Origin of the sequence: Massilia sp. Root335, from assembly GCF_001425685.1 — a bacterium.
GTDB lineage: Bacteria > Pseudomonadota > Gammaproteobacteria > Burkholderiales > Burkholderiaceae_D > Telluria > Telluria luteola.
This window is the reverse complement of sequence record NZ_LMCY01000062.1, coordinates 5,101-27,553: the sequence shown is the minus strand read 5'-3', so window position 1 is coordinate 27,553 and position 22,453 is coordinate 5,101. Positions and strand designations below refer to the sequence as shown.

At 70.3% G+C, this 22,453-nt stretch carries 14 protein-coding genes and 1 tRNA gene (1 of these 15 cut by a window edge); 5 read left to right on the top strand and 10 right to left on the bottom strand.

What is annotated here, in order from left to right; translation table 11 throughout:
* Window positions 1-63 precede the first annotated feature (63 nt).
* Genes ASC93_RS27470 through ASC93_RS27460 form a run of 3 tightly spaced genes read left to right on the top strand, consistent with a single transcriptional unit; the run spans window position 64 to window position 11,148 of the window.
* Window positions 64-9,534 (top strand): non-ribosomal peptide synthetase, encoded by a 9,471-nt coding sequence (locus ASC93_RS27470; RefSeq protein WP_056450255.1) that lies wholly within the window; start codon window positions 64-66, stop codon window positions 9,532-9,534.
* A gap of 4 nt (window positions 9,535-9,538) precedes the next feature.
* Window positions 9,539-10,444, top strand: coding sequence for a cupin-like domain-containing protein (locus ASC93_RS27465; RefSeq protein ID WP_056450253.1), 906 nt, complete (start codon window positions 9,539-9,541; stop codon window positions 10,442-10,444).
* Window positions 10,438-11,148: a 4'-phosphopantetheinyl transferase gene (locus ASC93_RS27460; RefSeq protein ID WP_056450251.1), complete on the top strand. Its 711-nt coding sequence runs from the start codon at window positions 10,438-10,440 to the stop codon at window positions 11,146-11,148. The genes ASC93_RS27465 and ASC93_RS27460 overlap by 7 nt, the downstream gene beginning before the upstream one ends.
* 10 nt (window positions 11,149-11,158) lie before the next feature.
* Here the strand turns inward: ASC93_RS27460 and ASC93_RS27455 are convergent, their stop codons facing one another.
* From ASC93_RS27455 to ASC93_RS27440, 4 genes are read right to left on the bottom strand one after another with little or no spacing between them, the layout of a single operon-like run.
* Entirely contained in the window at window positions 11,159-12,697 is a 1,539-nt protein-coding gene (locus ASC93_RS27455) for a M56 family metallopeptidase (protein ID WP_056450246.1), read from the bottom strand.
* Window positions 12,694-13,086 (bottom strand): BlaI/MecI/CopY family transcriptional regulator, encoded by a 393-nt coding sequence (locus ASC93_RS27450; RefSeq protein WP_056450244.1) that lies wholly within the window; start codon window positions 13,084-13,086, stop codon window positions 12,694-12,696. The genes ASC93_RS27455 and ASC93_RS27450 overlap by 4 nt, the downstream gene beginning before the upstream one ends.
* Window positions 13,087-13,095: 9 nt before the next feature.
* Complete coding sequence (locus tag ASC93_RS27445; protein WP_162251954.1) at window positions 13,096-13,854, bottom strand: thioesterase II family protein; 759 nt, start codon at window positions 13,852-13,854, stop codon at window positions 13,096-13,098.
* Window positions 13,855-13,890: 36 nt separating this feature from the next.
* Complete coding sequence (locus tag ASC93_RS27440) at window positions 13,891-14,523, bottom strand: ankyrin repeat domain-containing protein (protein WP_162251953.1); 633 nt, start codon at window positions 14,521-14,523, stop codon at window positions 13,891-13,893.
* A 276-nt stretch (window positions 14,524-14,799) separates the two neighbouring features.
* Between ASC93_RS27440 and ASC93_RS27435 the strand changes: the two genes are divergently transcribed.
* The gene (locus ASC93_RS27435) at window positions 14,800-15,999 is read left to right on the top strand and encodes a lanthionine synthetase LanC family protein (RefSeq protein ID WP_082548384.1); all 1,200 of its coding nucleotides are present in this window, start codon (window positions 14,800-14,802) and stop codon (window positions 15,997-15,999) included.
* Between the two features lie 9 nt (window positions 16,000-16,008).
* Here ASC93_RS27435 and ASC93_RS27430 read toward each other — a convergent pair whose 3' ends face one another.
* The 5 genes from ASC93_RS27430 to ASC93_RS27410 all read right to left on the bottom strand — a co-directional run bounded on the left by ASC93_RS27430 (window position 16,009) and on the right by ASC93_RS27410 (window position 21,029).
* Complete coding sequence (locus tag ASC93_RS27430; RefSeq protein WP_157202147.1) at window positions 16,009-17,775, bottom strand: M4 family metallopeptidase; 1,767 nt, start codon at window positions 17,773-17,775, stop codon at window positions 16,009-16,011.
* 177 nt (window positions 17,776-17,952) lie between these two features.
* Window positions 17,953-18,522 carry a hypothetical protein gene (locus tag ASC93_RS27425; RefSeq protein WP_229412888.1) on the bottom strand — a complete coding sequence of 190 codons (570 nt, stop codon included), beginning with the start codon at window positions 18,520-18,522 and terminating at the stop codon, window positions 17,953-17,955.
* Between the two features lie 9 nt (window positions 18,523-18,531).
* Complete coding sequence (locus ASC93_RS27420; protein ID WP_056450234.1) at window positions 18,532-19,716, bottom strand: zinc-dependent alcohol dehydrogenase; 1,185 nt, start codon at window positions 19,714-19,716, stop codon at window positions 18,532-18,534.
* Between the two features lie 191 nt (window positions 19,717-19,907).
* Window positions 19,908-20,786 (bottom strand): neutral zinc metallopeptidase, encoded by an 879-nt coding sequence (locus tag ASC93_RS27415; protein WP_056450232.1) that lies wholly within the window; start codon window positions 20,784-20,786, stop codon window positions 19,908-19,910.
* Between the two features lie 60 nt (window positions 20,787-20,846).
* On the bottom strand, window positions 20,847-21,029 hold the full coding sequence (locus ASC93_RS27410; RefSeq protein ID WP_056450230.1) for a hypothetical protein: 183 nt from the start codon (window positions 21,027-21,029) through the stop codon (window positions 20,847-20,849).
* Between the two features lie 221 nt (window positions 21,030-21,250).
* On the opposite strand from ASC93_RS27410, the gene ASC93_RS27405 reads away from it, so the two are divergent.
* Window positions 21,251-22,249: a class I SAM-dependent methyltransferase gene (locus ASC93_RS27405; RefSeq protein WP_056450228.1), complete on the top strand. Its 999-nt coding sequence runs from the start codon at window positions 21,251-21,253 to the stop codon at window positions 22,247-22,249.
* A gap of 95 nt (window positions 22,250-22,344) precedes the next feature.
* Here ASC93_RS27405 and ASC93_RS31810 read toward each other — a convergent pair.
* Window positions 22,345-22,453 (bottom strand) — tRNA-Ser (locus ASC93_RS31810); it runs 63 nt beyond the window's last position.

Genomic DNA, 22,453 nt, shown 5'->3' with positions numbered 1-22,453 from the left:
CCGCCCGCCCGACGGCGGCCGCGCACAGGCAGAACACATCGAACAACTAGGGAGCACGCATCAATGAACCAAGAAATCGCCCTGATCAATCGTCTCGACGCCATGGGCATTCAATTGCGCCTGAACGAAGGGAAGTTGACGACGCGGAGCGCGCCCGGCAGCGTGACCGCGGAAATCGCGGCGCTGATCCGGCAACAGCGCGATGGACTGGTCGCCTTCCTGCGCCAGCGCGAGCTGGGCGAAGCGCTCAAATCGGCGGCCATTCCCGCGCGCGCGGACGCCATGCATCCGCTGTCGTACGCCCAGAAGCGGCTGTGGCTGATCGACCGCATGGGCGATACGGGCACGGCGTATCACATACCGGCGGCGCTGCGGATCGAGGGCAGGCTCGATCGCGGCGCGCTCGAGCGGGCCTTCGGCGCCATCGTCGAACGGCACGCCGTGCTGCGCACGGTGTACGTTGCGCGCGACGGCGAGCCGATGTGCGAAGTGCGTCCGTATGCCGGGTTCACGCTGGACCGCGTCGACCTGGCCGCGGGCGCCACGCTGGCGCAGGCCATGGCCGCGGAAAACGCGCGCCCCTTCGACCTGTCCCGCGACCTGATGCTGCGCGCCACGCTGGTCGGCGTGGATGCGGACTGCCACGTCCTGCTGCTCAACATGCACCACATCGCCTCGGACGGCTGGTCGATGGGCATCCTGGTCAAGGAACTGGTCGCGCTGTACGAAGGCACTGCGCCGGCGCCGCTGGCCGTGCAGTACGGCGACTACGCCGCGTGGCAGAACGACTGGCTGGCCGGCGGCGCCCAGCGGCACCAGCTGGACTACTGGAAGCGGCGGCTCGACGGCATCCCCCACCTGCACGCGCTGCCGACCGACCGTCCACGGCCGGCGCGCCAGCAGTACGAGGGCGCGCACTACACCTGCACGCTGGACGATGCGTCCGCGCTGCACGCCGTCTGCCGCGACGCCGGCGCCACGTCGTTCATCGCCCTGCAACTGGCGTTCGCGGTCCTGCTGTCGCGCTGGAGCCACGAGACCGACATCGTGTTCGGCACGCCGGTCGCCAACCGCCTGCGCCCCGAACTCGAAGGCCTGATCGGCTTCTTCGTCAACACGCTGGTGCTGCGCAACCAGATCGACGCCACGCGTTCCTTCGCCGACCTGCTCGACGAGGCGGTCCGCAACACGGCCGCCGATTTCGATCACCAGTCCCTGCCGTTCGACGTGCTGGTCGAGACGCTCAATCCGGTGCGCTCGCCGGCCCACGCGCCCCTCGTGCAGATCATGTTTTCGATGCATAACGCCGTCCCCGCCGCGCTACGGCTCGACGGCCTGTCGCTGGCGGGCGTGGACACGGCGGGCGTCAGCGCCAAGTTCGACCTGACCCTGAACGTGGTCGAAAGCGGCGGCACGCTGGCCATGAGCTGGCAGTACAGCACGGCCCTGTTCAATCCCGGCACCATCGCCGCCATGGCGCAGCAGTACCTGGCGCTGCTGCGCGACATCGGCCGGCGCCCGGCGGTGCCGCTGGCCCGGCTGGACATGCTGGCGCCCGGGGAACGGGAGCGCCTGCTGGCGTTGAACGGCGTCCGCCGCGGCGGGCCGGGCACCTCGATTCCGCACCTGTTCCGCGAGCAGGCCGGGCGCGCGCCGGACCGCGTCGCGCTGGTCGACGGCGAGCGGCAACTGACGTACGCCCAGCTCGACGACGAGGTCAGGCGCCTGGCCGCCTGGCTCGTCCGCCGCGGCGTGCGCGACGAGCAGCCCGTCGGCATCCACATGGACCGCGGCAGCGGCATCGTCGTGGCCATGCTGGCGATCCTGCACGCCGGCGGCTGCTACGTGCCGATGGACGTGACGATGCCGGCCGAACGCGTCGCGCTCGTCGTGCGCGATACCGGCTGCGAACTGGTGCTGTGCAGCGCGCGCCGCCGCGCCGTCCTCGACGGCCTGCCGACGGAACCGGTCGCGCTCGACCTGCTCGACACCGACGGGCCGCGGCACGACGACCTGCCCGACGCGCGCGGCGGGCGCCGCCTCGCCTACCTGATGTACACCTCCGGCTCGACCGGCCAGCCCAAGGGCGCCATGATCGAGCAGCGCGGCATCGTGCGCCTGGTGTGCGACGCGGGCTACTGCAGCATCGCGCCCGGGCATACAGTCGCGCAATCGTCGAACAGCTCGTTCGACGCCGCGACGTTCGAAATCTTCGGGGCCCTGCTCAACGGCGCCTGCCTCAGCTTCATCGACGTCGACACCCTGGTCGATCCGGACCGGCTCGAACGGGCGATCGAACGCCAGGGCATCGACATCCTGTTCCTGACCACGTCGCTGTTCAACCAGAGCGCCCACCTCAGGCCGCGCATGTTCGGCCGCCTCGACACGCTGCTGATCGGCGGCGAGGCGGTCGACAAGCAGGCCGTCGACAATGTGCTCACCGGCGGCGCCGCGCCGCGCCGCTTCGTCAACGGCTACGGCCCCACCGAGAACACGACCTTCACCACCGCCTTCGAGATGCGCGACGTCCGGCCCGCGTACCCGATCGGACGGCCCATCCGCAACACCTCCTGCTTCATCCTCGGCAGCCAGCGCGAACTGCTGCCGTTCGGCGCGCTCGGCGAGCTGTACACGGGCGGCGACGGCGTGGCGCGCGGCTACCTGAACCGGCCGCAGGAAACGGCCGCGAGCTTCGTCGCCGACCCGTTCGGCGGGGACGGGCTGCTCTACAAGACCGGCGACCTGGCGCGCTGGCTGCCCGACGGCACCCTGGAATACGTCGGCCGCAGCGACTTCCAGATCAAGCTGCGCGGCTTTCGCATCGAACTGGGCGAGATCGAGGCGAGCCTGGCGCGGCTCGACGCGGTGCAGGAGGCGGTGGTCCTGGCGCGCGCCGACGGTCCCGGCGAACGGCGCCTGGTGGCCTACGTGACCGCGGCGCCGGGCGCCACGGCGGACGCCGCGACGCTGCACGACGCGCTCGCCGCGCAGCTGCCGCCCTACATGCTGCCGAGCGCGTACGTCGTGCTCGACGCGCTGCCGCTGACCGCCAACGGCAAGCTCGATCGCCGCGCCATGCCGGCCCCGCGATCGGACGCCTACCTGCATGCCCGCTACGAAGCGCCGCAGGGCGAACACGAGCAGGCACTGGCGGCCGTCTGGCAAGACCTGCTGCGGGTCGAGCGGGTCGGCCGCAACGACGATTTCTTCGCGCTCGGCGGCCATTCGCTGATGGCGGTGCAGCTGTGCGCGCGCCTGCACGACGGCAGCGCCATCGCGCTGCGCGACGTCTTCGAGCACCCGACGCTGCAGGCGCTCGCGCGCCGCGTGGCGCAGGCCGCCGGCGTCCGGCCGCAGCCCATCGCGCGCGCCGACCGCGCCGCGCCCCTGCCCTTGTCGTGGGGCCAGCAGAGCATCTGGCTGGTCGAGCAGCTCGGCGCCGTCGGCGCGGCGTACCACATGCCCGTCGCGGTGCGCCTGGCCGGCACGCTGGACCCGCATGCGCTGCGCCGTGCGCTCGACCGCATGGTCGAACGGCACGAATCGCTGCGCACCACTTTCGACGCCGACCGCCAGGCAATCGCCGCGCCGGGGCCGTTCGCGCTGCGCGAGATCGACGCGACCGGCTGGAGCGACGACGCCATCGCGCGCTGCAGCGCCCGCGAAGCCGCCGCGCCGTTCGACCTGGCCGCGGGCCCGCTGGTCCGCGCCTGCCTGCTGAAAGTGGCCGATGATGTGCACGTGCTGCTGTTCGTCATGCACCACATCATTTCGGATGGCTGGTCGATGGGCGTGCTGGTGCGCGAGCTGGGCGCGCTGTACGCGGCCTACCGCGACGGGCTGCCGGATCCCCTGCCGCCGCTCGCCATCCAGTACGCCGATTACGCGGTGTGGCAGCGCGAACGGCTGCAAGGCGCGCTGCTGCAGGAACAGCTCGATTACTGGACGCGCCAGCTGGGCGGCACGCCGGCATTGCTCGAACTGCCGCTCGACCGCCCGCGTCCGTCCAGCCAGAGCCACAAGGGCCGGACCATCACCTTCGCGCTGGACGCCGGCCTGAGCGCCGGACTGAACGCGCTGGCGCAGGAACACGGCATGACCCTGTTCATGGTCCTGTACACGGGCTTCTCGATCCTGCTCGCCAAACTCAGCGGCCAGGACGACATCGTCGTCGGCGTGCCCGCGGCGAACCGCCGCTCGGCGGCGCTGGAAGGCCTGATCGGCTTCTTCGTCAACACGCTGGCCCTGCGCCTGCGCCTGACGGGGGAGGCCAGCGTGGCCGACGTGCTGGCCCAGGCCAGGGAATCGACGCTGGGCGCCTACGAACACCAGGAACTGCCGTTCGAACAGGTCGTCGAGGCCCTGCGGCCGCCGCGCACCCTCGCCCACAGTCCGGTGTTCCAGGTCATGTTCAGCCTGCAGAACATGCCCGCCAGCGCGCTCGAGCTGCCGGGCCTGCGCCTGGAGGCGCAGTCGGCGTCGGCGGACGTCGCCCAGTTCGACCTCTCGATGGCGCTGCACGAATCGAAAGGCCGGATCGCGGGCGACATCAACTACGTGAGCGACCTGTTCGACGCGGCGACCATCGAACGCTGGATCGGCCATTTCCAGACCGTGCTGGCAGCGATGGTGCGCGACGCGCGCCAGCCCGTCGCCGCCCTGTCGCTGCTGGACGACGCCGGACTGCACCGGGTCACGCGGCTGTTCAACGCCACCACGGCCGATTACCCGCGCGAGCGCCTGATCCACGAGCTGTTCGCCGAACAGGCCGCGCGCACGCCCGCCGCGATCGCGCTGCGCCACGACGATGCCTGCCTGAGTTATGCGGGCCTGGACGGACGTGCCACGGCCCTGGCGCGGCGCTTGCGCAGGCTGGGCGTCGGTCCGGACCGGCGGGTCGGCATTTTCCTCGAGCGCGGCATCGACATGGTGGTGGCCGTGCTGGCGACCCTGAAGGCCGGCGGCGCCTACGTGCCGCTCGATCCCGCCTACCCGGCCGCGCGCCTGGCCTGGCTGCTCGACGATTGCGGGCCGGCGGCGGTGCTGACGAGCGGCGCCCTGCGGGAGCGCCTGCCGGACGGGCACGCCGTGCTCGCCGTCGACGGGGACGATGGCGATGGCGATGGCGATACCGGGCCGCTCGACGTGCCCGGACTGACCTCGCGGCACCTGGCTTATGTCATCTATACCTCGGGCTCCACGGGCATGCCCAAGGGCGTGATGGTGGAGCATCGCCAGGTCCTTCATCTGTGGCGCGCGCTGGGACTGGCCGTGTTCGACGCGTGCGCGCCGGCGTCGACGATCGCGCTCAATGCCGGGCTGTCCTTCGACGCCTCGGTCCAGGCGCTGGTGCAGTTATTGTCCGGCCATTGCGTGGCCATCGTCGGCGCGCCGGTCCGGCTCGATGCCCATGCCTTCCTCGCATTCCTGGCGGACAACCGCGTCGACACGTTCGATTGCACGCCCCTGCAGCTGGAGCTGCTGGTGCAGGCCGGCCTGCTCGACGCGGGCCTGGACGCGCTCAAGCGGGTGCTGATCGGCGGCGAGGCGATCGGGCCCGCATTGTGGAACACCCTGAGCGCCTGCCCGTCGATCGAGTTCTATAACGTGTACGGACCGACGGAGTGCACGGTGGACGCCACCTGCATCCGCATCAACGGCGACCGCAACGGCCCCAGCATCGGCCGCCCGCTCGCGAATACCAGCGTGTACGTGGTCGACGCGGCCATGCGGCCGGTGCCGGTGGGCGTGTGCGGCGAAATGGTCATCGGCGGCGCCGGCGTGGCGCGCGGCTACCTGGGCCGGCCCGAACTGACGCTGGAGCGCTTCATCGACGATCCCGCCGGCGGCGGCAAACGGTATCGCACCGGCGACCTGGCCCGCTGGCGCGACAACGGCGAGCTCGAATACCTCGGCCGCAACGACTTCCAGTTCAAGCTGCGCGGTTTCCGGATCGAGCCCGGCGAGATCGAAGCATGCCTGACGAAACTTGCGGACGTCCGGGAAGCGGTGGTGCTGGCGCGCGAAGAGTCGCCCGGCAATACGCTGCTGGTGGCCTACTACACGGCCGCCGCGCCGGTGCCCGCCGCGCGCCTGCGCGCGCATGCGCTCGAAGGCTTGCCGGCGCATATGGTGCCGGCGGCGTACGTCCACCTGCCGGCCTGGCCGCTGACCGCCAACGGCAAGCTCGATCGGCGCGCCTTGCCGGCGCCGCAGCCGGACGCGCACCTGCATGCCCGGTACGGCGCGGCGCCGGACGACCACGAGCCGGCATGGCTCGAACTGCCGCTCGACCGCCCGCGCGCGCCCGGCCGCAGCCGCGAGGAGCGGACCATGGCCTTCGCGCTGGACGGCGACTCGAGCGCCGCACTTCACGCGCTGGCGCACGACCACGGCATGCCCCCGTCCGTGGTCCTGTACACGGGCTTCTCGATCCTGCTCGCCAAGCTCGGCGGCCAGGACGACGTCGCCGTCCGCATGCCGGTGTTCCCCGCCGACGCGCTGGCGCTGCGCCTGCGCGTCGGCGGTGACGCCAGCGTGGCCGACGTGCTGGCCCAGGCGAAGGACACGATGCTGGCCGCCTGCGCGGACCGGCAACTGCCCTTCGAACAGGTGGCCGAGGCCCTGCGCCCGGCGCACACGCTGCGCCTGGAGGCGCAGTCCGCGGCGGCCGACCTCGCGATGGCGCTGCACGCGGCGGACGGCCGGATCGCGGGGAAAATCCACTACGCGAGCGACCTGTTCGACGCGGCGACCATCGAGCGCTGGATCGGCCATTTCCGCACCGTGCTGGCGGCGATGGCGCGCGACGCGCGCCAGCCGGTCGCCACGCTGGCGCTGCTGGACGACGCGGAACTGCACCGGGTCACGCGCCTGTTCAACGCCACCGGCGCGGACTACCCGCACGACCGCCTGATCCACCAACTGTTCGAGGAACAGGCCGCGCGCACGCCCGACGCGATCGCGCTCAGCCACGCCGGCACGCACCTGACCTACGCCCAGCTCAACGGCGCAGCCAACCGCCTCGCGCATCACCTGCGTGCGCACGGCGCGGGACCGGGCCGGCTCGTCGCGGTCGGCGCCCGGCGCGATGCGGCGCTGGTCACGGGCCTGCTGGCGGTCCTCAAGGCCGGCGCCGCGTACGTGCCGCTCGATCCGGACTACCCGAGCGAGCGGCAGGAGCACATGCTGCGCGACAGCGCGGCCATCGCCCTGCTCACCCACGGCCAGCCGTCCGCCGCGCTGCGCCGCCAGCTGCGCCAGGACGTGCCGGTGATCGATCTGCACGACGGCCGGCAATGGGGCCATCACAGCGATGCGAACCCCGTCGTGGACGGCCTGGACCCGGCGTGCCTGGGCTATGTGATGTACACCTCCGGCTCCACCGGCCTGCCCAAGGGCGTGCTGGTGGAGCACCGCGCCGTGGTCAACCATGTCCACGCGTTCGGCCGGCGCCTGGACCTCGGTCCGGCCGACCGCGTCCTGCAATTCGTCTCGGTCTCGTTCGATGCCGCGGTCGAGGAAATCTTCGGCGCCCTGGCCTGCGGCGCCGCGCTGGTGCTGCGCACGGAGGACTGGGTGGCCGGCCCCGATGCGTTCTGGTCGCTCTGCGCACAGGAGCGCATCAGCGTCGTCGACCTGCCGACCCGGTTCTGGGCCGAACTCGCGCAGTCCGGCGCGCCGGCGCCCGCGTGCGTGCGCTGGGTGGTCATCGGCGGCGAGGCGGTCGGCGAACGCGCGCTCGCGTCCTGGCTGGCGGCCGGCCCGCGGCCGCGGCTGCTGAACACCTACGGACCGACCGAAGCGACCGTCAGCGTCACGGCAACCGAACCCCGCGCCGCCGGCGACTGGCGCAACATCGGCGGCCCCGGCGCGAATACCCGGATCTACATCCTCGACCGGCACATGATGCCGGTCCCGATCGGGGTCGCGGGCGAGCTGCATATCGGCGGCGTGCAGGTGGCGCGCGGTTACCTCAACCGTCCCGACCTGAGCGCGGAACGCTTCGTCGACGATCCGTTCGGCGGCGCGGGACGCTTGTACAAGAGCGGCGACCTGGGCCGCTGGCGCGCCGACGGCACCATCGACTACCTCGGGCGCAACGACGCCCAGGTCAAGATCCGCGGCTTCCGTATCGAGCCGGGCGAGATCGAGGCCACGCTGGCACAGGAACTCGGCGTGGACGTGGTGGTGCTGGCGCGCGAGGACGAGCCCGGCGACAAGCGCCTGGTCGCGTATTACGGCGGCGCGACGGCGCTCGCCGCAGGCGACCTGCGCGCGCGGGCCGCCCGCCTGCTGCCGGCGTACATGATGCCGGCGGCGTTCGTCCACGTGCCGTCCTGGCCGCAGACGCCGAACGGCAAACTCGATCGCAACGCCCTGCAGCGGCCGACCGCGCATACCCATGCCGGCCGCAGCTACGACGCGCCGCTGGGTCCGACCGAAGCCGCCGTGGCGCGCCTGTGGGAGGCGCTGCTCAAGATCGGGCCGCTCGGACGGCACGACAATTTCTTTGAACTGGGCGGCCACTCGCTGCTGGCCATCCAGATGCTGACGCAGGCGCGCGTGGAACTCGGCGTGGCGCCCGCGCCGGCCAGCGTGTTCACCCACCAGACCGTGGCCGCGTTCGCCTCGGTGCTGGACACCGCCGGCGCACCGGCACGGCAGGCGGCGGGCGCCGGCGACCACGTGGTCCTGCATGACCATGCGGGCGGCAAGGCGCCGCTGTTCTGCTTCCCGGGCCTGTTCGCCAACGGGCTGGAGTTCGGTGCCGTCGCCGCCGCGCTGCAGGACGAGCGCAGCGTGCATGCGTTCGTCTGCCCCACCCTGGGCGGCGCCCGCTGGGACGGGTGGGAGATGCCGGACCTGGCGGCAATGTACGCCGACCGCGTGGCCGGCATCGCGCAAGGCGGCCCGGTCGTGTTCCTCGGCTGGTCCATGGGCGGCTACCTGGCCTTCGAGGTGGCCCGGCTGCTGCGCGGGCGCGTGGACGTGCGGTTCGTCGCCATGGTCGACGTCCACGATACCGGCGAAGCGGCCCTCGCGCCCCGTTCGCCCATGGCCGATGAAGACAGCCTCGACGGCATGCTGGCGCAATGGTCCCGTGGGACGGGCATGCCGGCGCAATGGCACAACCTGTTCGCGCGCCTGGACCACGTGGAGAAGCAGCTGGCCTGGGAGCGGCTGCAGGACATGCCGGCGTTCGCGCTGACCGGCACGGACGTGGACGGTGCCGAGTACCGGGCATGGGCACGCTTCAATCACGGCCGCATGACGCGCCGCCATGCATTGCGTCCCGCGCAGGTGCCGGTCCACGTGTGGGCGGCCGGACAGAGCGTGGCGCGCACCGGCGCATCGCTGCGCGACTGGACCGCGCTGGCGGACGTGCGGTTCGCGAGCGTGGTCGACGACAGCGACCACCGCACCGTGCTGGATCATCCGGCTTTCCTCGAACAGCTGCGCCGGCAACTGGCCGCGAGCGAACCGGGCGCGCAAACCGTCTTATCCGACCGTATCGCAACCACAGCAGAGTGATGACATGCCCGACAATATCGTAAAAATCATCGACCTGGTCCCCGGCAAGGTGGCACCGCTGGCGACCGTCGACGCCGGTGCGCTGACGCCGGAAATATTCCAGCGCCAGTTCTTGAATAAACACGTCCCGGTCCTGATCAAGGGCGCCGCCAGGCATTGGCGCGCCACGCAAAGCTGGCGCGAACCGGGCTATCTGGATGCCCTGTGCGGCGACGTGGAGGTCAAGATGTCGCGCGTGTTCAACGCGGCGATGGCCCAGGACTACAAACTGGAAACGATGAAACTGCGCGATTGCTTCGCGCAACTGCGCGCCAGCCCGGACGACACGACGTATTCCATTCCCGCGACGGCCGTGCCGGCACAATGGGTGAAGGATCTGGGCGAGTATGCCTTCCTGGGCCCGCTGGACAAAAAGCCGCGCATGTACCCGCGCGACCGCATCTTCATCTACAGGAACGCGTCCACGGAATGGCATTACCACCCGTTCGACGAAACGATCACGACCCAGCTTGCCGGCAGCAAGCGCTTCTCCCTGTTCCGCCTCACCGCCGACAACTGGCTGCCCAACAGCGCACTGATCGAATCGAAGGCGCACCATCGTCCCGACGGCGCGCGCGCATTCCCCGCCGACCGGCCGCTCACCAAGTACGAGGGCGTGCTCGAAGCGGGCGATGCGGTGTATATCCCGCCGTTCTGGTGGCATGGCGTCGACACGGCCGACAGCGGGATCGGCTACACGCTGGCGCATTGCTTCCGCACGCCCGCGGCGCGCCTGGCGGCGTGGAAGGACCCGGTCACCCGGCGCGTGTTCCGCCAGGTGGCGGCCAAGAACAAGCTGGCCGTGCCGGTGGCCCTCGGCGTGATCGCCTACAGCACGCTGCGCCGCGTGACCGCCCGCCAGGCATGGTGACACCGGCGGTTCACGGCCCGTGGCACCACCTGCCCGGGCCGGGCGCGCGCGTGCCGCCCGTGTGCATCCTGCCCTTCGCCGAGGACCGGTTCGATCCGGCCAGCTTCGGCGCGGAAGGCATCGCCTGTCCGCCCGGCGTGGCCCGCAGCGTGCGGCGCCGCCAGGCCGAGTTTTTCGCCGGCCGCCTGGCGGCCCGCCACGCGCTGGCGCGCCTGCACGCCGCCTCGTACGAGGTGCCGATCGGTGCGATGCGTGAACCGGTGTGGCCGCCGGGGATCGTCGGCAGCATTTCGCATTCCCGGCAGTACGCGGCCGCCGTCGCCCTCGCGGCCGGACGGCGCTGCGGCGTCGGCATCGACATCGAGCACGTCGTCACGGCAGAGATGCAGGCGTCCCTGCTGGCGACCGCGCTGAGCCGCGCCGAATTCGACGGGTTGCGCCGCCTGGACACGGCGTTGTCCATCGCCGCGCGCGTGACCATCGCGTTTTCGGCCAAGGAAAGCCTGTACAAGGGGGCGTTCGGTTCGGTCGGACGATTCTTCGATTTCAGCGCGGCGGCCGTCACCGCCGTCGATGTCGAACATCGCACGCTGTCGCTGACGTTGACGGAGACGCTGTCGGCCGATTTCGTGCAGGGCCAACGCTGTACCGTGGCCTACGATTTCATCGATCCGGCCACGGTACTGACGAGCTTCGTCTGGTAGCGCGCGCCCGTCAGGCCGTGGCGCCCCGGCTGCGCAGATAGTCGCGCATGGCCGCGCTGCGCGCCTGGTTGAGCGGCGTGCGCCAGCGGCCACCGTCGGCCCACACCCCCCGATTGACGTCGGCACCCTGCGCCACCAGGCGCCGGACGACGTCGATGTGGCCGCCGCGCACGGCACTGATCAGGGCCGATTCGTCATACGAACTGACGGCATCGACCCTGGCGCCCGCGGCGAGCAGGAGCTCGACGATGGGAAGGCGTCCTTGCGCGGCGGCGGCAATCAGCGCCGTGCCGTCGCTGTCGACCGCCACGTCGACGTGCGCGCCCAGTGCCAGCAGCGTCTTGACCATGGCCGCGTCGCCGTTACGCGCGGCGGCGATGAGCGCGGTGCCGTCGCCTTCGACGGCGGCGTCGATGGCGGCGCCCGCGCCGACCAGTTCCCTGACGCGGGCCAGGTTGCCGGCGCCGGCGGCGTCGACGAGCGCGATGTCCTGCGCCGAAGCGGGCCTGGTCGCGGCGGCGGACCGCTGCGCCAGCCGCGGCGTGGCCGCATAGGCCAGCGCGACGAACCCGGCCAGCGCACAGGCGCAGCTCAGCGAACGCACGGCGCTGCGCGTCCGGTTCAGCGGCGCGTCGCCGCGCAGTACCGACGCCACGCGCGCCGCCAGCGCCTGCGGCGTACCGAAAATACGGCTGGCCAGCATGCCGTTGTGCGGCCGTGCCATGCTGTCGACGCTGGCCAGCAGGGAGCGGGCATATTGCTTGCGCGCGCCGGTCGATCCGGCCGCATACGAGTCGCACGCCATCTCGCGCGCCAGGTCCAGGCGCATGCCGATCAGGCGCAGGGCCGGGCTCCACCAGAATACCGCCGTCAATGCATGCTGGACGAGGCAGGCCCACCTGTCGCGCCGGCGGACATGGGCGATTTCGTGGTTCAGGATGTCGCGCATGGCCACGTCGCCAAGCTCCGCCGCCAGGCCGCACGGGACCAGGATGCACGGGTTGCGCAGCCCCACCACCATCGGTCCGCGCACGGCATCGGAACCCTTGATGCGGACGTCCGGCGGCAGCGCGCCCCGCATGGCTTGTTCGAGCCGGGGCATGGCCCGGGCACCGCGGGCCAGCGCGCGCGCGGCGCGCCAGCCGCGCAGGAGTCCGGCCATCCGCACGGCAAAGCCGAGCAGCCACGCCAGCATGACGGCCGTGTCCAGCGCGCCGGGAGAACCCGTGCCGTCCGCGACGACATGCACCGCCTGCGCGGGCGCGGCCGACTCGCGCGGCGCAGCGGCCGCCACGTTAGCCAGCGCGGGCGCCGTCAGCGCCGGCAATGCCAGGTGCGGCATCAGCGGACTCGTCGGCTGCGGTGCAAACATGAGCAGCGGGGCGGCCGCCGACAGCACGAACGCCAGCAGCCACAGATGCGACCGCAGGCGCGCGCTCATGGGCCACGCGCGCACCAGCCCGGCCGCCAGCAACAGCAGCACGGTGCTCTGCCACAGGTGTTGCAGGGCGATCGACGCCAGCAGGCCGGTCCAGTACGTGGCCGTCATTTGTCCTCGTCCTCCGGGGCATCGTCGATCATCCGCCGCAAGGCATCCAGTTCGGACGGGCCGATGTCGTGTTCCTGGACCAGGTGCTGGGCGAGGACCGCCGGCGAACCGTTGAAGAACTGCTTCAGCAGGTGCTGCAGCGCGCTCGCCATGGCGTCGCTGCGGCTGATGGCGGCGCTGTAGATGAACGCCCGGCCGTCACGCACATGGCTGACCAGTCCCTTTTTTTCCAGGATGCCGAGCATGGTCAGGACCGTCGTATAGGCGGTGGGCGTTTTCCTGGACAGTTCGTCCGTGACCTCGCGCACGGAAGCGCTTTTTTTCTTCCACAGCACTTCCAGCACCTTGCGCTCGGTATCGGTCAATGTCGGGGTACTGGGGCGGGCCATGGTGTCTCCTCAAGCCTCGGCACGGCAATGCGAGGTCTCGATGAAGTCTACCAGCACATGCGCGAACGAGGGATCGGTGTTGATGCAGAAGTGGCCGCCCGACAGCGTCACCTGGCGGCTGTCGGGGAACAGCGTCCGCCATGCGAAGACGTCTGCCGGCGGCATGGCGTCGTCGCCGCCGGCGATGATCAGGGCCGGCACGGTGGCCAGCGCCGGGGCGGGCGCCGGCATGGCGAAGGTTTCGCCGAGCCGGAAGTCGGCGCGGATCATGGGACTCAGCAGACGCATGAGCTCGAGATCGGCGAGCAGTTCCGGCGGCGTGCCGTCGAGCTCCTTGAGCCGTTCCAGGAACCGGGCTTCCGGCAGCGTGCTCATCGGCTCGCGCCGCCACGGCGCGGTCGGCGCGGCCTTGGCCGACAGGATGATCGCCTGCGGCGCGGGCGCGCCCAGCTTGAGCAGACTGTCGAGGACGGCAAACGCCATCAGCGCCCCGTTGCTGTGGCCGAACAGCTGGTACGGCTTGTCGAGCGCCGGCCGCAAGTGCGGCAGGAGGGCCGACACGAGCGTGTCCATGTCGTCGATCGGCGCCTCGCGCATGCGCATCGCGCGGCCAGGCAGTTGCACGCCGATCAACTCGACATGGCCGGGCATCCAGCTGCGCCATGGCGCATACGCCGCCGCGCTGCCGCCGGCGAAGGGAAAGGCAAACAGCCGCATGGCGGCGCTGCCGTCGCCGGACAAGGGAACAAACCAGGGTGATGTCTTCATGCTCGCTTCCATTCGACGAGGTGGAAACCGCGGCGCCTACGAGCGCGCGCCCTTCCCGACCAGGAAATTCCGGATCTTCATGTCGCGCGCCTGATTCAACGGCGTCCGCCAGCGCTTCGCATCCGCCCAGGCGCCCAGGTTGACGTTGGCGCCGCGCTCGACGAGCTGCCTGACGACGTCCAGATGGCCGGCGCGGGACGCGTTGATCAGCGCCGTTTCGTCGTACGGGCAGATCGCATCGACGTGCGCGCCGGCCTGCAGCAGGCGCGCCACGACCTCGGTACGCCCCTTGGTCGCCGCGGCAATCAGGGCGTTGCCGTCGCCGCTCCAGCACTTGTCGACGGTGGCGCCCATCTGCAGCAACGCGTCGACCATGTGCAGGTTGCCCTGGCCCGCGGCGACGATCAGCGCGGTCCCATCGCCGTCCACGCCGTCGTCGACGTTGGCGCCCCGTGCCAGCAGGGCGCGTACCGCCTCGAGGTCGTTGGCCCTTGCGGCCTCCACCAGGCGCGCACCGTTCCCGGTCGACGCCTGGGCGGCAAGCGGTGAGGCGCCCTGCACCGCTGCATGCGCGGGCGCGGCAGTGCCGGGCTGGGCCATGCAGAGCGCGGCGGCCGCGAGCGCGGCGAAGACGCCCCGGGCCACTATGCGGGCTTGTTTTGCATTCATCGATGGAACCATTCTCGACACTCCTTCGTAGTCATGCGAACGCCAGGTCGGGCGTCGTCGGGCCGCGCCCGAACGTATCCGGGGCAGCGTCAGTGGGGTGATCCGATGCTGTGAAAAATTAAAACACGGGGTCGCAACGTCGTCAACTAAATAATTAGTTTATTAATTTTTGCGACCCCGGCGGGGCTGGATACGGCTGGGTCGGGCGCCGGCATTCTCGACTACAATGACGACGCATTCGTCACTGTCCACGCCTCTGTCCCGGCCCCAGGAATCATGATGCCAACGATCGACAACGACATCGCACGTCTCGAACTGCTGGTGCAAGCGCGCGCCCCGTCGCTGGCGCCCAATCTCGGGTTGGCGAGCGGCGTCGCCGGCGTCGTGCTCATGCAGGCCCGGCTTTACCAGTTGCGTCCGACCGCGGCGCGGCGCGAATGCATCGCGCGGCTGGTTGCGGACCTCGTCGCCCACCTGCCCCGCCAGCACCTTGCGCCGGGCCTCTGGACGGGCCTCGCCGGAATCCTGTACGCCTTCGAATTCGTCCGGCGCGTCGATCCCGCACTGCTCGGGGACGACGGGGACGATATCGCCGGGTTCGTGCTGGACATGGACGCGGTGTTATGCCAGTTCATGCGCAATGCGCCCGGGGACGCGAATTACGATTTGATCAGCGGGATCAGCGGGCTCGGCGCCTATGCGCTGATGCGGACCGATCGAACTGCCGCGCAGGCGATTTTCCAGGCGGCCGAGCACGCGCTGGGGACGGCGGCGGAACGCGGCCACGACAGCTGGACCTGGAAGACGGCGGGCAAGCATATTCCGGGCAACGGCAGCGGGCAGCAGCAACCGCAGCAGCAGCAGCGTGATGGCCGCTACGACCTTGGCGTTGCCCACGGCGTGGCGGGCGTGATCGGCCTGCTGAGCCTCGGCCTCCGCGTCGGCCTCGGGTCGCCCGACACGGGCACCATGCTGCGTTACGCGATCGATTGGCTCCTGGCCCAGGAGAACCCGCCGGCCGCGCACTCCCGCTTTCCATCGACGCTGACCGCGCCGGCCGGCTCGTCGCGCCTGGGCTGGTGCTACGGCGACCTCGGCATTGCGATGGTCCTGGCCGCGGCCGCGCAAGCGCTGGACGACCTGCGCCTGGACACGTACTGGCAAACGCTCCTGGAAGCCCGGCTCCGGCAGCCGGACTCCAGTTTCGTCCTCGATTCGCCCGGACTCTGCCACGGTAAAAGCGGCGTCGTCCACCTGCTGGCCGGCCTGGCGCGCCGCGCCGACCTTCCCGCGGCCACGGCATTGACGGCCCGGCTGCGCGCCGAGCTTGCGCACGCACCGAAGGAAGGCGACGACGGCCGCGGCGCCGGATTGCTCGAGGGATGGGCCGGGGTCGCACTCGCGCTGGCGGAACCGGACGAGAGCACGCCCCTGTCCGCACGGCCGTGGGATCTTTGCCTCCTCGCCGGCGGTTGACGGCGGCGGCTAGCGAGACGCCGGCTCATCCACGTCGGCACCGACATTGATGGCCGCGTACGCCCTTTGCACGGCAATCACTTCGCCACTGCTCTTGCCGTACAACTCGCCCGCCGCCTCGATCATCTTGGCGCGCGCATCCGCGTAATTGGTGCTCGACGTGAACTTGGTCGTGTTCGCCCTGAACCAGATGCGGTAGGCCTTGTCGATGCCGATGCCCGTCATCGCGGCAGGGGTCTTGACGAGGTATTTGCTGTAGTAGTCGCCGGCCTGGTCCGCGCTCGATCCTTGCGCCAGGAAATAGAACATGCGGTTGTTCGGGCCGCTGCTATAGTGCACGTCCAGGCGCTTGAGGGAGCTGCTCCACGCGTCCGGGCTGCTGCCGTCCTTGCTCGGACGGTACATCCAGCGCAGCGGCGTGCCGCTCTTGCTGATTTCCTTGCCCAGCACCCAGTCGTTGCCCGTGAGCGGGATGCTGTCGCCCTTCGCGCCGCCGCGCGCATACGCTTCGACGGCCTCGCCGTTGATGTCCGACGACGATTCGTTCAGGCCGCCCGACTCGCCGGAATACGTCAGGTTCGACGTGGCGGCGGTGACGCCGTGGCCCATCTCGTGGCCGATCACGTCGATCGAACCGAGGCTGTTGAAGCTGGAGCCGTCGCCGATGAACATGCAGCGGCACGTATCGCTGTAGTACGCGTTGTCGTAGGCGGTGTTGACGTGCGCCGCGATATACGTCGCCGTGTTGTGGCCGTCCAGCGAGAGCCAGTTGAACACGTTTTTCAGCGTGTCGTACGTGTTCATCAGGCCCCACATCGCGTTCACGGCGGCCGTCTGGCCGTTCGCGTTCGTCGTCGGGCCGCCGGCCACGTACTGCTTGCCGTCGCCCCAGGTATTCGTGTCGTTGGCGTACACGTCGCCCGCGCTCGTGCCGTGGTTGGCGTTCGTGATCGCCATCGCGCCGAACGTGCCGCCCGTGCCGCGGGTGTCGTCGATCATCCTGTACTTGCCGTTGGCGGACGTCGTGTTGACGGGCACGTCGCCGTTGTACTGGCTGTGGCCGACGCCGACGACCGTCTGCAGCATGCTCCACTGCGCGAGGATGCCGCCATCGCGCGCGCTCACGATCGTGTCGTGGTAGGCCGGCCTGTCGCCGACGAGCATGCGCGTGTGCACGAGGTAGGCGAGTTCGTAGTGGTCGACGACGTCCTGCACGTCGAGCGCGTTGAGCGCCTGCTCCTGCTTGTCGCGCGCCTCCGGCAAGCGTTCGGTGCGCATGGCGGGCCAGATGATCAGTTCGGCGCTGGGCGGCGTCTCGTGGCGCGCCGGGGCGGCCAGCGACGCCAGCGCCGCATCGATCGCCGCCTTCGACGAAATCGCCGGCACGACGCTGAAATCCGCGCCCGGCCCGGCCGTGTCGAGCCGGGCGAAATTGGCGCGCTGTTCAGAGTCGGATTCCGACACGATCTTGCCGTTCGCATCCAGCACCAGCACGGATTCGAAGCCGAAGATGCGCACGCCCTTGAACGTGTGGGCCGCGCGCGCGACCTGCGTGCCCTGCGCGCCGGGATGGCGGGCGACGATCGCATAGCCGTAGCGCGCGTCCTGCCCGCGCGCCGCGCGGCGCGCGTCCAGCTGGGCCAGCAGCGCCGCGTCCATCTGCGGCGTGGCGGCGACCGCCGGGCGAGTCAACCCGGGACCGGCCGCGCCGGCAGGCACGACGGCAACCAGGGACAGGGCGCCGAACGACGCCAGCAACATCTTGCGCTTGTTCATGAGATTTCCTTTCATTGAGCGGGCACACGGAATCAGTGTGGCCGAGCTCTCTCGAAGGAATTTGCTCAAGCGCAAAAAGCCCGACGGCAGCGTGCGGCTGCCGCCGGGCGGGGTGGAACGTGGCGGGATACTGTGCGCCGGGGCGCGCCGGATGCGCCGGATGCGCTTATGGGGCGCTCAACGCTCGCGCCGCCGCATCAGGTACACGGCCGTGCCGAGGACCGCGCCGGCGATCACGGCCTTCTTCACGAGGCCGGCCCGGTTGTGCTCCCATTCCGCCTTGATGCCCATCTCGGCCAGCACGTTCGGCACCTTGCCGTGGACCAGGTCCTCGCCGATGCCTTCGACGACGTTCACGCGGTCCGCGGCGAGCAGCATGAGCCAGCGGCGCAGGTCGTTCTCGGCCCATTTATAGGCGGCGCGGCGGATCATGCCGGACAGGCCTTTCGGCGGCTGCGCGGTGCCGAAGATCGGCGTGATGCCGGGGCGTTCGGTCGACACGAGGATCTCGACGGTCTCCGGCTGCTGCGGCAACTGGCCCTCGTGCGGATGGATGAAGCGCGCGGGCATGCGTTCCATCGGGATGGCCGGGCGGTTCTTGCGGTCGAGGTCGGCGCCCCAGCCCTCGATGTGCGCCAGCTCGTCGCGGGTGGGGCGGCGCGGCCCTTCTGCCATGTCGCCCTGCAGCGGATGCGTGTGGACGTGTGCCGCGGCGCCGTCGTGCTGATGATGGTCGTGGTGTTCCATGATGTCTCCTCAATGCAGTGCGCTGGCGCTGACGGCCTGGACCTCGCGCGCGGACGGCGGGATCAGGACGGTCTTGATGCAGTTGTCGAGCTTGCTCGAGAAGATGTGGTACGCGTCCGCCACCTCTTCCAGCGGCACCCGGTGCGTGATGATTTCCTTGGGATTCAGCCGGCCCTCGCGGATGTGCTCGATGAGGCGCGGCAGGTGGCGCTTGACGCTGGCCTGGTTCATGCGCATCGTGATGCCCTTGTTGATTGCGTTACCGATCGGCACGGCGTTGAACGTCGGCCCATACACGCCGACGATCGACACGTTGCCGCCCTTGCGCACGCAGTTGATGCACCAGTGCAGCACGGTCGCGGCGCCGGCCTGCATCTTCATCAGGCGGCCCGTCAGCGTCTGGGCGATGGAGCCGGCCGCGTCGCCGCCCACGCAATCGATGCAGACGTCGGCGCCCATCCAGTCCGTCATCTTCTTGATGTGCTCGGCCATATCGTTCACTTCGCGGAAGTTCACGACCTCGCACTGGGCGTAGCGCTGGACGAATTCGAGCCGGTACTCGACCTCGTCGACGACGATCACGCGCCCCGCTCCCATCAGCCACGCGGACTTGGCGGCGAAGATGCCGATCGGGCCCGCGCCGAAGATGACGACCGTGTCGCCTTCGCGGATGTCGCCCATCTCGGCGGCCTGGTAGCCGGTCGGGACGGCGTCGGTCAGCAGCACGGCGTCGTCCAGGTGCAGGTCGTCGGGGATCGGCAGCGGGCCGACGTCGGCCATCGGCACGCGCACGTACTCGGCCTGGCCGCCGTCGTAGCCGCCGGCCGTGTGCGAATAGCCGTAGATGCCGCCGACGGCCGTCGCTTCCGGATTCGTGTTGTGGCAGTTGCCGAAGAGCTCGCGCTGGCAGAAGAAGCAGGACCCGCAGAACAGGTTGAACGGCACCAGCACCCTGTCGCCGGCCTTCAGCGTCCGGACGTCGCGGCCGACGTCCACGACTTCGCCGACGAATTCATGGCCGAACGTGTGGCCCACGCGGGTGTCGGGCACCATGCCGTGGTACAGGTGCAGGTCCGATCCGCAGATGCAGGAACGCAGCACGCGCACGATGGCGTCGCCCGGGTGTTCGATGACGGGATCGGGCTTGTAATCGGCGCGGACGCGGTACGGCCCCCGGTAATTCATTGCCAGCATAATTCCTCCTCATTGATGGGCGGCCCGCCGCCACGGACGAGCCCTTGGACAAGAAGGTATGTCAAATCGCTAAGGAAGGCGATACGCGCACGGAAACGTACGCGGGTTAATGAACACTTTTTTGCCGAATCGGGGACCATGATTGAAAACGGCCGCACGCGGCGGCCGATGTCAATGCGCGCGGTGCGGGCTCAGAGCTGGCGCGCCTCGAACGTATTGCACTGCTCGACGGACCCCGTCTGCAGGCCGCGCGTGAACCAGCGCACGCGCTGGGCCGACGTGCCGTGCGTGAACGAATCCGGCACGACGGTGCCGCGCGACTGGCGCTGCAGCGCGTCGTCGCCGATGGCGCTGGCGGCGTTCAGTGCGGATTCGACGTCGCCCTGTTCGATGATCTGCTTGGCCTGGTTCGTGTGGTAGGCCCACACGCCGGCGAAGCAGTCGGCCTGCAGTTCCAGGCGCACGGACGCCGCGTTGGCCTGGGTCTCGGACAGGTGCCGGCGCGCGCTGTCGACCTTGCCCGAGATGCCCAGCAGGTTCTGCACGTGATGGCCGACTTCGTGGGCGATCACATACGCCTGCGTGAATTCGCCGCCGACCTTGAACCGCTGCTGCATCATGCGGAAGAAGTCGAGGTCGAGGTAGACCTTGCGGTCGGCCGGGCAGTAGAACGGACCGACGGCGGCCTGGCCCTGGCCGCAGCCGCCGGTGCTCGTCCGGCCCGTGTACAGCACCAGCACCGGCGGCGAGTACGTCGCGCCGTTGGCGCGGAAGATCTGCGTCCAGGTGTCTTCGGTATAGCCCAGCACCGTCCTCACGAACTGGGTCTCGCGGTCGCTCGCGGGCGGATGCGACGGCGCCTGCCGGACCTGGGCCGGCGCGCCGCCGCCACCCGACAGCAGGTTCAGGATCGTCGACGGCGAGACGCCGAAGAACCACGAACCGACGAGCGCGATGACGATCGTCCCGATGCCGACGGTCCCGCCGCCGAAACTGAATCCGCCACCGCCGCCGCCGTCGCCGCGGCGGTCCTCGACGTTGTCGCTTTGCCGGTCACCTTGCCAACGCATAATTCTTCTCCCTGGCGGCACCGTCCGGGTGCCGCCGTCATTGTTCCGTGCCGGGCGCCGTCAGCGCCCCTTGGCACGCCTGATCTTCACCGACCCCATGTTTTCGCGCGCATCCTTGAGGCGGAACTCGTCGTCCACCGCCAGGCCGGCGCGCTGCTCGTCGTGCAGCAGGCGCTCGTGGCGCTCGCGCTCGACCTCCCGCTGCACGCGCTCATTCAGGGTCACGTCCGGCGTCATCTTCATGATCGTCCTTGTCGTTGGACCGTGCCTGCCGCATCGGTCCGGGTTCATTGTGCGTGTGGCGCGCGGCCGCATCTGTTCGAACTTTCACATATGCGTACGATGCGTACGATGCGTACGCTGCACATGATGCCATAGCGCACACGCGGGTTGGGTGACAGCCCGTCCACGTCTGTGTGCGCCCGCGTACGGAAGCGCGCGCGGGCCGGGCGCATGCTCCGCCCATGACCCCGACCGCCGCCTCCTTCGCCCATCACGATGCGCTGGCCGCGCTCGGCCGCAGTCTACAGGCCGCGCGCTACCGTTTCGTGACCGTCACGCCCGCCACGCACCGGCGCGTCAACGGCCGCCCGGAGAACGCCTGGGCGCACGACCTGCGCGGCGTGTTCGGCTGGAGCCGGCCGTTCCGCGCCGGCGTGCTGCCGGACGCGCTCGACGGCCCGCTGCGCGCGGCCGGCCTGGCGGCGCCCGTGGACGCGGACGGCAACGACATCGCCGACGGACAGGCGCCGGCCGGCTGGCGCTCGCTCGTGCGCGCCTCGACCATCGGCGAGCACCTGTATTTTCACTCGGCCTGGCCCACGCGCGACGCGGACGCCGTGTTCTTCGGCCCCGACACCTACCGCTACACGGCCGCGCTGAAGCGCGTGCTCGGTGCGCACGGCAGCCTGCACCGGCCGGTGCGGCGCGCCATCGACATCGGCGCCGGCGCCGGACCCGGCGCGATCGAACTGGCGCTGCGCTGCCGCGACGCGACCGTCTACGCAACCGACATCAAGCCCGCCGCGCTGGCGCTGGCCGACGTCAACGCGAACGTGAACGACGCGCACAACGTCGTACCTTGCCGCAGCGACCTGCTGGACGGCGTCGACGGCGGCTTCGACCTCGTCATGTCGAATCCGCCGTACATCCTCGACCCGGACGCGCTGACATACCGCCACGGCGGCGGCGCGCACGGCGCCGAACTGTCGATCCGCATCGTGCATGCGGCGCTGGACCGGCTGCATCCCGGCGGCAGCCTGCTGCTGTACACGGGCGTGGCCATCGTCGACGGTGCCGATCCGTTCCTGGACGCCATCCGCGGCCGGCTCGATGGCGGGACGGATTGCTGGTCGTACGAGGAACTCGATCCGGATATCTTCGGGGGGCAGCTGGGGTGCGACGGGTATGAGCGCGTGGAGCGGATTGCGGCGGTGTGGCTGCATGCGGTCAGGCGGGGGTGAGTGGGGGTGATGGGGGGCTGCCGGCTGCGGTGGGTTTGCAGCGCGCGCCCGCGGCGCGCGGCGCCGTCCGCGCAGCGGACGGCAGATGGGCGATTCGAAGAGGGCTGGGCTTGCAAGCCCAGCCCTTCGAATCCCACCCCGCAGGGCGCGCAGGCGCCCTGCTCTCTCCGGCAAACAAAAAAGGCTCCCGATGGGAGCCTTGTT

Coding starts and splice junctions, on each gene's coding strand:
- ASC93_RS27450 (WP_056450244.1), bottom strand. CDS start 13,086: ATGGCCCGCCCCAGTACCCCGACATTGACCGATACCGAGCGCAAGGTG.
- ASC93_RS27465 (WP_056450253.1), top strand. CDS start 9,539: ATGCCCGACAATATCGTAAAAATCATCGACCTGGTCCCCGGCAAGGTG.
- ASC93_RS27460 (WP_056450251.1), top strand. CDS start 10,438: ATGGTGACACCGGCGGTTCACGGCCCGTGGCACCACCTGCCCGGGCCG.
- ASC93_RS27455 (WP_056450246.1), bottom strand. CDS start 12,697: ATGACGGCCACGTACTGGACCGGCCTGCTGGCGTCGATCGCCCTGCAA.
- ASC93_RS27440 (WP_162251953.1), bottom strand. CDS start 14,523: ATGAATGCAAAACAAGCCCGCATAGTGGCCCGGGGCGTCTTCGCCGCG.
- ASC93_RS27415 (WP_056450232.1), bottom strand. CDS start 20,786: ATGCGTTGGCAAGGTGACCGGCAAAGCGACAACGTCGAGGACCGCCGC.
- ASC93_RS27435 (WP_082548384.1), top strand. CDS start 14,800: ATGATGCCAACGATCGACAACGACATCGCACGTCTCGAACTGCTGGTG.
- ASC93_RS27430 (WP_157202147.1), bottom strand. CDS start 17,775: ATGAACAAGCGCAAGATGTTGCTGGCGTCGTTCGGCGCCCTGTCCCTG.
- ASC93_RS27445 (WP_162251954.1), bottom strand. CDS start 13,854: ATGAAGACATCACCCTGGTTTGTTCCCTTGTCCGGCGACGGCAGCGCC.
- ASC93_RS27420 (WP_056450234.1), bottom strand. CDS start 19,716: ATGCTGGCAATGAATTACCGGGGGCCGTACCGCGTCCGCGCCGATTAC.
- ASC93_RS27425 (WP_229412888.1), bottom strand. CDS start 18,522: ATGGAACACCACGACCATCATCAGCACGACGGCGCCGCGGCACACGTC.
- ASC93_RS27410 (WP_056450230.1), bottom strand. CDS start 21,029: ATGAAGATGACGCCGGACGTGACCCTGAATGAGCGCGTGCAGCGGGAG.
- ASC93_RS27470 (WP_056450255.1), top strand. CDS start 64: ATGAACCAAGAAATCGCCCTGATCAATCGTCTCGACGCCATGGGCATT.
- ASC93_RS27405 (WP_056450228.1), top strand. CDS start 21,251: ATGACCCCGACCGCCGCCTCCTTCGCCCATCACGATGCGCTGGCCGCG.